This window comes from Pseudomonas sp. W5-36, assembly GCF_046540455.1.
Taxonomy (GTDB): Bacteria; Pseudomonadota; Gammaproteobacteria; order Pseudomonadales; family Pseudomonadaceae; genus Aquipseudomonas; species Aquipseudomonas graminis_B.
This window is the reverse complement of the sequence record NZ_JAXCIQ010000002.1, coordinates 84,794-96,810: the sequence shown is the minus strand read 5'-3', so window position 1 is coordinate 96,810 and position 12,017 is coordinate 84,794. Positions and strand designations below refer to the sequence as shown.

Below are 12,017 nucleotides of genomic sequence, written 5' to 3'. Positions count from 1 at the left end.
AAACGATGCCGCGATTTGTGCGAAAACGCATACACCCTTCAAACCTGCACATTCACCGCCAGCGGTTTCACTTTAGCCAGTTTCAGCGCAACGGCGAGGGCGATCAGCAGGAGCGTGCCGATGAAGGCGCCGATGCCGTTCCAGCCGGCGTAGTGCCAGAACACGCCGCCGCCGGTGCCGGCAACGCTGGAGCCTACGTAGTAGCTGAACAGGTACAACGAGGATGCCTGGCCTTTGGCTTTGATGGCGCGGCGGCCGATCCAGCTGCTGGCGACGGAGTGGGCGCCGAAGAAGCCGAAGGTGAACATCAGCACGCCGACGATCACCACCAGCAGCGGGGTGAACAGGGTCAGCGCCACGCCGGCGAGCATCAGCACGATCACGGCCCACAAGACGTTGCGCCGGCCCAGTTGATCGGCCAGTGCGCCGATCTTCGCCGAGCTGTAGATGCCGGACAGGTACACCACCGAAAACAGCCCGACCACGGCCTGGCTCAGGTTGTATGGGTCTGCCAGCAAGCGGTAGCCGATGTAGTTGAACAGCGTCACGAACGCGCCCATCAGCAGGAAGCCTTCCAGAAACAGCCACGGCAGCCCGGCATCACGGAACTGCAGGACGAAGCCTTCCAGCAGGCTGCGGCCATTGAGCGGTCGTGCGCGGAAATTGCGCGACGGTGGCAGGATTTTCCAGAACACACCGGCTGCGCCCAGCGCGATGATGCCCATGATCAACAGTGCCGTGTGCCAGCTGACGTAATCGCTCAACACCCCGGTGATCACCCGGCCACTCATGCCGCCGATGGCGTTGCCACCGATGTACAGACCCATCGCCAGGCCGATGTGCTGCGGGTGGATCTCTTCGCTGAGATAGGTCATGGCAACGGCGGCAAGGCCGCTCAGCGACAAACCCACGAACGCCCGTGTAATGAGCACGCCCTCCCAGGTCGGCATCAGTGCGCTGGCGATGGTGAAGAGGGCGGCCGAAAACAGCGAGAACACCATCACCGATTTGCGCCCGAGGCGGTCGGAAACGGGGCCGGTGATGAGCAACCCGATCGCCAGCATCGCGGTGGACACCGAGAGAATCATGCTGCTCTGGGCGGCGTTGATGGAGAAGTCCCGCGACAGCACCGGCATCATCGGCTGCACGCAGTACAGCAGCGCAAACGTCGCGAAACCGCCAGAAAACAGCGCCAGCACCGTGCGAATGAAAGCGGGCGTGTCCTTCTCGATGTACGTGTCGCCCAACGGGATGGCCGCAGTGGTGAACTCGGCGGACGCAGAAGGGGATGCAGCAGTATTCACGGGTGACCTCAGACGGGAGAGCGGGGAGCAGTGGCAAAAGAATATAGTCGGCTAACGATTGCTTCCAATATATTGTTCGACCTGTTTGATAGGTTTCACGACCTACTGGGATGACCATGGAATTACGACACCTGCGTTACTTCATCGCTGTCGCTGAAGAGCTGCATTTTGGTCGGGCCGCTCAGGCGCTCGGCATCTCGCAACCGCCGTTGAGCCAGCAGATTCAGGCCCTGGAGCAGGAACTCGGCGCGCGTCTGTTTGAGCGCACCAATCGCCGGGTGGAACTGAGCGAGGCGGGCCGGTTGTTCCTCGATGAAGCCCGTCTGGTGCTGGCGCAGGTCGAGAAGGCCTCGGACGTCGCTCGGCGCGCGCAGTTGGGCGAGCTGGGCGAGCTGAAGATCGGCTTTACGGCATCCGCGCCGTTCACCTCAAGCATCCCGCAGGCCATCTTCGCGTTTCGCCAGCGCTATCCCGCTGTGCACCTGGCGCTTCAGGAAATGAGCAGCCGGGAGGTTGCCGAGCGGCTCGAGAACGAGTCGATGCAAGTGGGCATCATGCGGCCCCTGCCGCTGCCGGATTCACTGGTCGCCGTGGAGCTGTTGCACGAGCCGTTGGTGGCAATCCTGCGCTCGGACCATCCACTGGCCGAGGGCTCGGAACGCGGCATTTATCTGCGGGAACTGGCCAGTGAGCCGTTTGTGTTCTTCCCGCGCAGCTACGGCAGCGGGCTCTACGCGCAGTTGCTGGATCTGGCGCGGGAGGCGGGTTTCAGCCCGTTGTTCACCCAGGAGGCGGGCGAGGCGATGACCATCATTGGTCTGGTGGCAGCCGGACTGGGCGTGACGGTGCTGCCGGCGTCCTATCAACGCATGCGCATCGACGGGGTGGTGTACCGGACGCTGCTTGATGCCCAGGCCACCTCAGCGGTGTGGCTGGTGCAGCGCAAGGATCAGAAATCGCCCATGGCCAAGGCGTTTGTCGAACTGGTGACGCGCAAGGCGGGCTGAAGCCGAGGCACGGTGTAGAAGCCGATGGCGTTATTGCAGATGGTCCAGAGTGCAGGGCAACGCCGTCATTTGCTCACCTTGCCCAAGAGTGGAGTGACCACGTATTTCAGTTCGCCGCTCTCCATGCTGATCCGGAACACACCCGCGGAGGCGTAATCGACAAACCAGCGATCGTCCAGGCTGCGACCATAGGGACGCAGCTGCACGCCAGGGTAGTCAAAGCGCACTTCCTCGAGGGACGTCAGGGCGAAAAGCACGGCGGCGAACAGCTCCCTTGCCTCGTGGTTGGGGGGCAGTTGGCTGTCTGCCTTCCAGCGCTCTTCGCGAAGCTGCTGACGCGCCACGGGAGTACCGAGGGTGTCCAGCAACGAGAAGCGCAGGCCGTGGCGCTCCTTCTGAATCGTCATCAGCCACTCTTCGCGCTGACTGGCTTGCTCACGCTGGACCTGCAGCTGCACGGGGAATTTGATGTGAGGTATTTGCGCAGGCAGCGGCGCATGGCTGGCGCAGCCACTGACTAACAGCACGCATAACAGCAACAAAGCGCGAATCATGAAGCTTTACCTTCCAGGTGTGCCGACAATTTGTATTCCCGGGCTTCGAGTCGCCGAAATGACACAGGCTATGGCGCGGCGCCATCACCGAGTGACGGGCATTATCTCGATGCCAGCGCACTGAGGCAAACGTTGAAACAAATAGTGAGTTTACTGAGGACTACTCTTAGGGGCAGAGCAGTGGCGTCTGACATCATTTTGTAGGTGCAACCAGACTTCTGATGTTCCAGGCTGGGTGCTTGCCGTCAGATTTTTCCGAGAGACTCGCCCTACTCATCGCGATTGCCTAGACTCGGGACCATTCATCGGGTCATAGGCGATCCTTCACAGCTAGACAGCAACAGGGAGTCTTACATGCGGCGTGTGGTGTTCAATCAGAAGGGCGGTGTTGGCAAGTCCAGCATCGCCTGCAATCTGGCGGCTGTCAGTGCTCATGAAGGTTATCGGACGCTGTTGATCGATCTTGATGCCCAGGCCAACTCGACGCAGTACCTGACCGGGCTGACTGGCGACGAGATTCCCATGGGCATCGCCGATTTCTTCAAGCAGACCTTGTCGTCCGGGCCTGGGGCTAAAAAGAACCAGGTCGACATCTACGAGACGCCCTTCGACAACCTTCATGTGGTGACCGCTACGGCGGAGCTGGCTGATCTGCAGCCCAAGCTGGAAGCCAAGCACAAGATCAACAAGCTCCGCAAACTGCTGGATGAGCTGAGCGAAGATTACGAGCGCATCTACCTGGACACGCCCCCGGCGCTGAATTTTTACGCGGTGTCGGCGTTGATCGCGGCGGATCGGGTGCTGATTCCGTTCGACTGCGACAGTTTCTCCCGTCAGGCGCTTTACGGGCTGCTGAAAGAAATCGAAGAGCTCAAGGAAGATCACAACGAGGATCTGGAGGTGGAGGGCATTATCGTCAACCAGTTCCAGGCGCGGGCGAGCCTGCCCCAGCAGATCCTTGATGAACTCATCGCGGAAGGGCTGCCGGTGCTGCCGGTCTACCTCACCAGCTCGATCAAGATGCGTGAATCCCACCAGGCCAACATGCCGCTGATCCATCTGGAACCGCGGCATAAGCTGACTCAGCAGTTTATTGAGCTGCATCATTTGCTGGAAACGGGTGCCGGGAATCGCTGACTGACGAGATGCGAGGCAAGATCAAGGCTCAGGCCAGCGGCGCGTGGCTTTCCCGACGGGCTCGGGTCATGTGCTTGGCTCGCTTGCGCGCCTTTTCGGCCATGTCCTTGGGAATGTCGATGGTCGCGTCCATGTCGGCCTGAAGCTGATCCTGGCTGGCGATCAGGCGATGGGTGCCTTCCGCGCAGCCGCAGCGCACCGTCTGTCCATGGGTCGCCACGGCGACGAGTTCGTCGATGAAGGTCGGATTGCCTTGGGCAATGAAGCCGATCTGTGCACACCCCTCGCACCAGACCGGATCGCCCATCCGCGCCAGGCGCCGCTCCTCCCATGTGTGCGAGCCTGAAGCGCTCAACACCACGCCGCCGGTTGTCGTTGAATCGCCCTCTCTGACCACGTATGTCATTGCTAACCACTCCAGGGTGCCGATAGGAATGGCGAAGCCTAGACGCAGAATTCGACGGACTCGGGGCAAAGAAGCGCTTTCAGAACATCCCTACAGCGCTGGCTGTCACGCACTTCGATCGCCGAGGAAACGCCTTTCATATTCCCTGACTGGTCAGCCAGGCCATCAGCTGTTGCAACGGCATCGCGCCGCTCTGCCGGGCAACTTCACGACCGTCCTTAAACAGGATCAAACTCGGGATCGAGCGAATGCCCAGCTGCGCGGAAAGCTGCTGATTGGCTTCACTGTCCAGCTTCGCCAGGCGAACCCTACCGCTTAGCTGAGTTGCCGCTTGCTCAAACGTCGGCGCGAAGGATTTGCACGGCCCGCACCACTCGGCCCAGACGTCCACCAGCAACGGCAGATCGCCCTTTATCTGAATGGCGTAATCGCCCTGCGTCAGGTTGAACGGCTTGCTCAGCAAAACCGGCTGCTTGCAACGCCCGCATTTCGGCTGGTCGGACACCCGCGCGGCAGGGATGCGATTGAGCCCGTTGCAATGCGGGCAGGGGATCAGCAGGGAATCGGACATGGCAGAGGCCTGAGTAGGGTTGATGACTACTAGGTGGAGCCGGCGGGGTGAGTTATCAAGCTTTACGGTTTCACCGTTATCGCCGGGTCGTCGTAAATGGCTGGCTTCGTTGGCTACCTCAAATCCGAGGTGTGAGCTGGCTCACCTTTTCATCGCTCGCTGGGGTACCCCTCGCTCACAAAATCTCAAACCTGAAGAAGCAACAAGCTCCCCTTTCATCCTTGGTCCCAGCCCCTGACTGCGCGCGTTAAGCCGAATCCCCAAGCGCTAATTGTCCGAAAGCATCCCCCGTTCGCCCAACTGTTCGCCCTCCCTGCCCGTCGTTAGTGTCGACGCGAGGGGCTGACTGACGAATATGCGCGTCGGCCCCTGTCATCTCATAGCCAGGGAGTCGCCCCTGATCAGCCAGATCCAGGCCGCCGTTGCAGCGGTTGTCGCGAACAAAACACAAGCCCTCGGCACTGTCGCGACCAGCGATCCAAAAGCTGTCGACAAGGCCGCACCGGCGACTGCCGACAAAGCGACGTTTTCGACACTGGCGGCTCAGTTGAACGAGAGCGCAGCGCGAGCCGAGAAGAGAGACGCAGGGATGACCCATGCCGAATTGGGGCAATACGGGCGTAATCGCATCAATGAGTTTTTGATCGAAGGCCGCGCGGCCAACAGCGGCACCCGGGCGATGGAAGTGCCCCAGACAAACGACCCTGAATTGCTGGACCGCGCGCGCGAGGCCAGTGCGTTCGTGACCCGGACGCTGGCGGGCGACAAGAACGCCAAGAGCCCGTTCGAGAACCTCTCCCGCGAACAACTGAACCTGATTGCCTTTGACGACAGCGCAAGCTTCACGCTCAACGAACGGCGTGCGGCCTGGCAGGGCGTGCAGAAGATGGACGAGGACTGGCGCAAGGTTGCGATAAACGGGGGAGTGATCGAGCAAGCCCGGACGGGCAAGGCCTCCCGGTTCTACAACGACGCTCTGAGCTACCTCAAGTCGCTGCCCGCGATTGAAAGGGCGGTGAGTTATCCCAAGGGAGCGCAAGCCATTCTGGAGGCGCGAATCAAGAGTGCCCCGACGCTGCCCAGCCTGCCGGGCGCTTTTGGACGTCAGGCGGCGGACCGCAAATTGACCCTCTATGACATTCTGGCCGGCATCGTCGACACCAGCAAAGACAAGAAAGCCGACCCAAACAACATCGCCTACACGAAGAAGTTCGCGCCTCGTAGTTCACCTGAGCCAGCTACGGCGGCGCACGGACTTGAAAAGCCAGCGGCTGCGAATTCCGGTACGCAAGTTGAGCAAGTGGGTACCACGACCAGGAATGAGAAGGCAGCAGGATAAAAAATGCTCCGGCCATTGCAGTTGGTAATGGTCGGATGGGTCGCTAAGCTGGATATTGCACGCACAACGGTAGGGAAATGCACGTCATCACTGAAAAGCGAATCTGGGAGGCAAAAAAGAGATGGCCACAATCGGCAACGGCTCTGGACGCTTGGTACCGCTTAATCAAAGCATCCAGGCTGAACGATTTTAGTGCGATGAGAGCGGTGTTGCCCTCTACAGATAAAGTGGGAAGATTTCATGTTTTTGATATCGGCGGGAACAAGATCCGGCTGATTGCGTCGGTTAACTACTCAGCGCAGCGGCTGTACATAAAGCATGTGTTCGACCATCGTGAATACGACAAAGCTAAATGGAGGGATGAGCAATGAGCGCGCTCATTAAACAGGCTGCGGAGCACTGGCATCACTTGGCGCCATTGCTGACTCGGCCTGAAACGGAAGCTGAATATGACCTGCTTGTCAGCGGGCTCGACGAACTGTTGGAGATCATCGGAGAGGATGAGCAGCACCCTCTGAATCGTCTCGCCATATTGGTCAGCGAAATGATTGAAGCCTATGACCATGAGCATCGGCCCATGCCTATGGCCTCAGGCTCCGAGACGCTGCGTTACCTGATGCACGAGCACAACCTTGGCCAAGGCGACATGCCTGAAGTGGGGAATCAGTCCGTCATTTCCGAAATACTCTCAGGCGAGCGCCAGTTGAGCCTCAAGCAGATCCGCAAGATTTCGGAACGTTTCGGCGTGCCGGCAGAGGTCTTTATCTGACGTCAACTCACCCCCACTCACGACGAGCAACTGATCTCCAGATGCTTGCCCCAATCCGGCGGACGCTGTGCATAACCCTCCATTCCAGGCTGCTCATCGAACGGTGTGCACAGCACCTGATGCAGGCGGCGGACTTCGCTGTCATCGCCTTGTTCGGCCGCTTCGATGGCGCGTTGGGCCAGGTAGTTACGCAGGATGTACAGCGGATTGACCGCGTGCATGCGCGTGCGGCGATCCTGTTGGCTGGACTCGGGTTCGCGGGCGATGCGGGCTTTGTAGGCGTCGGCCCAGGCGTCGAAGCGGAGCATGTCGACGAAGTCGCCGCGCAACGTGCCTGCCGCGACCTCGGCTGACTCCTCCCCCAATTGGCGGAAAAACAGGGTGTAGTCGACGCCGCTGTTCTGCATCAGTTGGAGTAAGCCCGCGATCACCTCAGCGTCATCCTCTTCCGCCGTTGTGAGGCCCAGACGTCGGCGCATCAGGTCCAGGTAATGCGCCTGATACAGCGGCAGAAACAGGTCCAGCGCCCCGCGCAAATCCTCGACGCTGACGAAGGGCGTCAGCGCCTGCGCCAATGCGCTGAGGTTCCACTGGCCGATGGGGACCTGATTGCTGAAGGAGTAGCGGCCTTCGTGATCGGAATGGTTGCAGACGAAATGCTGGTCGAAGTCATCCAGAAACGCGAACGGGCCGAAGTCGAAGGTGATGCCGAGAATCGACATGTTGTCGGTGTTCATCACGCCATGACAGAAGCCATAGGCCTGCCATTTGGCAATCAGCTCGGCCTGACGCTCGACGATCACGCGAAACATCGCCAGGTGCGGTTCGGGCTGTTCCAGGCACTCGGGGTAGTGCAGGGACAGCACGTGATCGGCCAGTTGCTTCAGCTGTTCCGGCTGTTTGGTGTAGAAGAAGTACTCGAGGCTGCCGAAGCGCACGTGGCTTTGCGCCAATCGCAGCACCATCGCCGCACGCTCCTGGGTTTCGCGCCACACCGGGGTGCTGGAGCCGATCACACAGGCCGCGCGGCTGGTCGGGATGCCCAAGGCATGCAGAGCTTCTGAGGCCAGAAACTCGCGGATCGACGAGCGCAATACAGCACGACCATCGCCCATGCGCGAGTACGGTGTCTGTCCGGCGCCCTTCAGGTGCAGGTCCCAGTGTTCGCCGGCGTCGTTATATACCTCGCCGAGCAGCAAACCGCGGCCATCACCCAGGCGCGGGTTGTACGAACCGAATTGATGACCCGAATAAACCATCGCCCGCGGATCGGCCTCGGCCCACAGTTTGTGACCGCTGAAAATTTCAGCAAACAGAGGTTGTTCTGCCTGAGCGAGGTCCAGATCGAGCAACGCGAGGGCCGCTTCGCTGGCAACCACCAGCCGCGGTTCGGCGATGGGCTCGGGCAGCACGGTGGTGGAAAACGCATCACCCAGACGGGCAAAACGATTATCGAAAGTCAGCTCGTCGAGGGCTTTCAAGGGATGCCTCCAGCAGAATGTCCGACCATTCTGCTGGGTTTTCCATGGTCAGTCGAGCCTGACTTCGGGCGGCTCCGGAGCATCTTTTGGCGCTGGAGACACAACAGTGGTCGGCGTGATGGTTTTCTGCTCGGGCTCGACCGGCACCATCTTGTACTCCTGTCCCTGCATATTCTTGAGGTAAACCTCCATCTGCCGGAACGAGATATTGATGTGCTGCTTCTTGAATTCCTTGTTGATGAACCGGTTGATCTCGTCGAGCACCGGGTTGCGGTCCCCCAGGTCACGCACATGCATGCGCAGCTCGTGGTCGAGGGTGCTTTCACCGAAATTGAGGAAGTAAACGATCGGTTCGGGCTCTTTCAAGACTCGCGGATTATCACGGGCGGCCTTGAGCAGCAGGCTGCGCACCAGGTCCAGATCCGAGCCGTAATCCACGCCCAGCTTCAGCGTCACGCGGGTGATGGTGTCGGTCAGCGACCAGTTGATCAGTTGTCCGGTGATGAACGTCTTGTTCGGGACAATGATGTCCTTGCGGTCGAAGTCAGTAATGGTGGTCGCGCGGATGCGGATCTTGCTCACCGTACCCGACAGGGCGCCAATGGTGATCGTGTCGCCGATCCGCACCGGGCGTTCGAACAGGATCATGATCCCGGAGATGAAGTTGGCGAAGATCTCCTGCATGCCGAAACCCAGGCCCAGTGACAGCGCCGCCACCAGCCATTGCAGCTTGTCCCAGCTCACGCCGAGGGCCGACAGCGTGGAGACAAACCCCACGCCGACGATGGTGTACGACAGCAATGTGGTGGTCGCGTACGAACTGCCCTGCTTGAGGTTGAGCTTCGACAGCACCAGCACTTCCAGCAGGCCCGGCAAGTTGCCGGCCAAAACGAAGGTAATGCCGATGATCACCAGGGCTCCGATCAAATCGCCGAGGCTGATCGGCACCATGTTGATGTTGGCGCCCGTGCCGCTGGTGTACTCGTACAGCGTGATGTTATCGAGGTACGAGAACACCGAAATCAGGTCGGCCCAGACGAAGTAGAGCGCGCCGATGAAGCCTGCGATGAGTGCCAGACGAATCAGTCGCAGCGACTGCTGGTTGACCTGCTCGATGTCCAGCGTCGGCTCTTCGATCAGTGTTTCGCCTTCTCCGGCTTCTTTCGCGGCCTGACGTTTGCTCAGCGCGCGCTGGTAAGCCAGACGGCGAGCGGCGACGCTCAGCCCGCGCACGAAGGCGGCTTCGATGACCAGCCACAGCATCAGCAGGTACAGCGTGTCGATCAGGCGATCACTGAGCTTCAGCGCGGTGTAGTAATAGCCAAAGCACACGGCGACGAACAGCGCGACGGGCAGGGCGGTAAAGGCCAGCCCCACTGCGCGGCGAAACAGTGAAGCGCTGTGGTGGGTCGGGCTGGTGAGCAGCAGGCGCGCGAGCAGCCAAGTCATCAGGGCGTAGCACGTCAGCACCACGGCGATGCCGATCACGTCGTCGGCCAGCGCTGAAGGTTCGTGCTCGGCCACGGCGACCACTGTCACCAGCGCCAGCACCACAAGACCCAGACGACGGATCCAGCCGCGCAGGAATTCCACTTGCGGTTTTTCCCAGCGGAAGTGCAATTGCGCCACGCCCCCCGGCGCGAGAATCCGGTAGGCGGTGTAGAACACCAGCCAGGCCAGCGCCACTTGCAGCAGTGCCGAACCCAGATTGATGTTCTGCCCGCGGGCGTCGATCTGCAGCGCGAATGCACACACCGCCAGGGTCAGCGACAACGGCATCGCCAGCAGCACGTTGATGAAAATGGCCAGCGGCGTCTGCCACTGCCGGTCCCGTTTGAAGTGGCCGATGTCGGCGTGCAGTCGATTGAGCTTGTCGTACAGCGCCTTGCGTTTCCACATCAGCGCGCCGATCACCAGAAACAGCGGCAGGAAGATCAGCGGACGCTGGGTCAGTCCGTCGTAGAGCTCGCTGACGCTGGACGTCCAGGGCAGGGTGGTCACCTGTTTGACGAGTCGCGGCTGAATACGCTCGAACCACTCCAGGTCCAGCGGCTTGTTGCTCGGAATCCAGAACATCTGCTCATCAAGGGTGGCTCGCAGGCTGTTGGCCGTGCTGACCAGCTGTTTCTGATTGAGCTGCAGGGTGATGGATTCGTTGAGCAGCGCACTGAGCTCGCGGTTCAGCCGCTCCAGCAGGTCGCTGCGCGTGGTCGCCAGATCAAGCAGCGTCTTGCGCAGCGCAGGCGTGACGTCTTCCGGCTTCTGCGTCGCCAGCAGCGTGTCGACGTAAGCGCTTGGGCTGCTCATCTGCTCGCGCTGCTGATTGACCTCGAATTGGTACAGGCGAATGTCGGCGATTTCGTCAGCCAGGCCGCTGTCGAGCTTGAGCTTGGGCAGCGACTGCTTCTGTTTGTAGAGGATTTTCGACAGCAGCAGGCTGCCGCTCAACACGTTGATCTGCTCGTCCAGCGCCTGATCGGTTTGCGTGATGGCATCCAGCTGGGTCTTGGTTTTCAGGTTCTGCTGGGTCAGCTCGTTGAGGCGGTCTGTGCCGCGCAGCAGGTAGTCGGAGAGCTTGAGGTTGGCGGCGCTTTCGGTCGCCAGCAGGCTGCTGCCGCCTGCTTTCTGCGCTTCGAGGGACAACTGCGCCACGGTTTCCTGGGACTGGGCGCGACGCTTCTCGTTGATCAGCGTTTGCAGGTCCTGGATTTCCTGATCCTGGCGATTGACCTTTTCCGTGAGCAAATCGCGCTGGCTGCCGCCGAGGTCCTGCAACTGGCTGTTGCCGGCGAGCTCCTGACGACGCAGGGCAATCAATGCATTCAACGAGGCCTGCTCAGCGTTCAAGGCGTTGCGCTGGTCGGCGTTGATGGTCTTGCCACCGTCCTTGCCGGACTTGAGGATGCTGTTGATGGCCTGAATGCGCGTCTGGCTGCTGCTGATCTCGGCCTGGGCGCGCTCTGGTCTGGTTTGCGCGGTGATGGTCAGGCTGTTGGCATCATTGAGGGCTTTCTGCAGATCAGCCTGCTGGGCGCTGCGCTGACTCAGTACTTGCTCAAGCTGCGGCACGTCCAGATTGGCGTAACGCTGCGCGACCGGTATGACTTTGCTGGCTTTGAGCTTGGTCAGCTCGCGCTGGTTCTCGGTGGTCTGTCGGGGTGCATCGGCAAGCTGCTTTTTCAGGTCTTCCAGCTTCTGCTGGTTGTCCTTCTGGCTGGACAGAAACGTCAGCGTCTGTTCCAACACCTGCTGCAGCGCTTTCTGGTCGTCAGCGGTCAGCTTGCGGTCGGCGATCTTGTCCAGACTGCGCTGGACGGCCTCGCTGGACAGGGGAGGCGTATCGGCGGCATGCGCCGGTACGGACGACAGGCACAGCCCAAGCAGGGCCGAGGCAAAAAGGTTTCGCAGCGTGAACATAGACACCGGGTCGAGCGAGCAGAAATGGGGGG

11 protein-coding genes are annotated in these 12,017 nt (G+C 60.5%); 5 read left to right on the top strand and 6 right to left on the bottom strand.

Annotated features, from left to right (window positions below):
• Nucleotides 1–38 precede the first annotated feature (38 nt).
• Nucleotides 39–1,304, bottom strand: coding sequence for an MFS transporter (locus tag SLW74_RS03285; protein WP_410928128.1), 1,266 nt, complete (start codon nucleotides 1,302–1,304; stop codon nucleotides 39–41).
• Nucleotides 1,305–1,420: 116 nt separating this feature from the next.
• Between SLW74_RS03285 and SLW74_RS03280 the strand changes: the two genes are divergently transcribed.
• Nucleotides 1,421–2,311, top strand: coding sequence for a LysR substrate-binding domain-containing protein (locus tag SLW74_RS03280; RefSeq protein WP_410928127.1), 891 nt, complete (start codon nucleotides 1,421–1,423; stop codon nucleotides 2,309–2,311).
• Between the two features lie 65 nt (nucleotides 2,312–2,376).
• On the opposite strand, the gene SLW74_RS03275 is transcribed toward SLW74_RS03280, so the two are convergent.
• Nucleotides 2,377–2,865 carry a DUF3261 domain-containing protein gene (locus SLW74_RS03275; protein ID WP_369318337.1) on the bottom strand — a complete coding sequence of 163 codons (489 nt, stop codon included), beginning with the start codon at nucleotides 2,863–2,865 and terminating at the stop codon, nucleotides 2,377–2,379.
• A 354-nt stretch (nucleotides 2,866–3,219) separates the two neighbouring features.
• On the opposite strand from SLW74_RS03275, the gene SLW74_RS03270 reads away from it, so the two are divergent.
• On the top strand, nucleotides 3,220–4,002 hold the full coding sequence (locus SLW74_RS03270) for a ParA family protein (protein WP_065986605.1): 783 nt from the start codon (nucleotides 3,220–3,222) through the stop codon (nucleotides 4,000–4,002).
• 28 nt (nucleotides 4,003–4,030) lie between these two features.
• On the opposite strand, the gene SLW74_RS03265 is transcribed toward SLW74_RS03270, so the two are convergent.
• Together SLW74_RS03265 and trxC are read right to left on the bottom strand one after the other, a co-directional pair.
• A complete protein-coding gene (locus tag SLW74_RS03265; RefSeq protein ID WP_192130928.1) occupies nucleotides 4,031–4,408 on the bottom strand; it encodes a PAAR domain-containing protein in 378 nt (125 codons plus the stop codon).
• Nucleotides 4,409–4,544: 136 nt separating this feature from the next.
• Nucleotides 4,545–4,979, bottom strand: a complete 435-nt coding sequence (gene trxC, locus SLW74_RS03260) for a thioredoxin TrxC (protein ID WP_410928126.1) — start codon at nucleotides 4,977–4,979, stop codon at nucleotides 4,545–4,547.
• 355 nt (nucleotides 4,980–5,334) lie between these two features.
• Here trxC and SLW74_RS03255 point away from each other — a divergent pair, with 355 nt between their 5' ends.
• From SLW74_RS03255 to SLW74_RS03245, 3 genes are all read left to right on the top strand, one after another.
• Nucleotides 5,335–6,318, top strand: coding sequence for a hypothetical protein (locus tag SLW74_RS03255; protein ID WP_410928125.1), 984 nt, complete (start codon nucleotides 5,335–5,337; stop codon nucleotides 6,316–6,318).
• Nucleotides 6,319–6,395: 77 nt separating this feature from the next.
• Nucleotides 6,396–6,689, top strand: coding sequence for a type II toxin-antitoxin system HigB family toxin (locus SLW74_RS03250; protein ID WP_410928124.1), 294 nt, complete (start codon nucleotides 6,396–6,398; stop codon nucleotides 6,687–6,689).
• Nucleotides 6,686–7,087 carry a type II toxin-antitoxin system HigA family antitoxin gene (locus SLW74_RS03245; RefSeq protein WP_065986595.1) on the top strand — a complete coding sequence of 134 codons (402 nt, stop codon included), beginning with the start codon at nucleotides 6,686–6,688 and terminating at the stop codon, nucleotides 7,085–7,087. The genes SLW74_RS03250 and SLW74_RS03245 overlap by 4 nt, the downstream gene beginning before the upstream one ends.
• Nucleotides 7,088–7,104: 17 nt before the next feature.
• Here the strand turns inward: SLW74_RS03245 and selO are convergent, their stop codons facing one another.
• Together selO and mscK are read right to left on the bottom strand one after the other, a co-directional pair.
• Complete coding sequence (gene selO / locus SLW74_RS03240) at nucleotides 7,105–8,568, bottom strand: protein adenylyltransferase SelO (RefSeq protein ID WP_410928123.1); 1,464 nt, start codon at nucleotides 8,566–8,568, stop codon at nucleotides 7,105–7,107.
• A 48-nt stretch (nucleotides 8,569–8,616) separates the two neighbouring features.
• Nucleotides 8,617–11,985, bottom strand: a complete 3,369-nt coding sequence (mscK, locus tag SLW74_RS03235; RefSeq protein WP_410928122.1) for a mechanosensitive channel MscK — start codon at nucleotides 11,983–11,985, stop codon at nucleotides 8,617–8,619.
• Between the last annotated feature and the right edge of the window lie 32 nt (nucleotides 11,986–12,017).

Bases quoted from the DNA above. Each gene is read 5' to 3' on its own strand.
- SLW74_RS03280 (WP_410928127.1), top strand. From the start codon at position 1,421: ATGGAATTACGACACCTGCGTTACTTCATCGCTGTCGCTGAAGAGCTG.
- SLW74_RS03275 (WP_369318337.1), bottom strand. From the start codon at position 2,865: ATGATTCGCGCTTTGTTGCTGTTATGCGTGCTGTTAGTCAGTGGCTGC.
- SLW74_RS03270 (WP_065986605.1), top strand. From the start codon at position 3,220: ATGCGGCGTGTGGTGTTCAATCAGAAGGGCGGTGTTGGCAAGTCCAGC.
- SLW74_RS03265 (WP_192130928.1), bottom strand. From the start codon at position 4,408: ATGACATACGTGGTCAGAGAGGGCGATTCAACGACAACCGGCGGCGTG.
- trxC (WP_410928126.1), bottom strand. From the start codon at position 4,979: ATGTCCGATTCCCTGCTGATCCCCTGCCCGCATTGCAACGGGCTCAAT.
- SLW74_RS03255 (WP_410928125.1), top strand. From the start codon at position 5,335: ATGCGCGTCGGCCCCTGTCATCTCATAGCCAGGGAGTCGCCCCTGATC.
- SLW74_RS03250 (WP_410928124.1), top strand. From the start codon at position 6,396: ATGCACGTCATCACTGAAAAGCGAATCTGGGAGGCAAAAAAGAGATGG.
- SLW74_RS03245 (WP_065986595.1), top strand. From the start codon at position 6,686: ATGAGCGCGCTCATTAAACAGGCTGCGGAGCACTGGCATCACTTGGCG.
- mscK (WP_410928122.1), bottom strand. From the start codon at position 11,985: ATGTTCACGCTGCGAAACCTTTTTGCCTCGGCCCTGCTTGGGCTGTGC.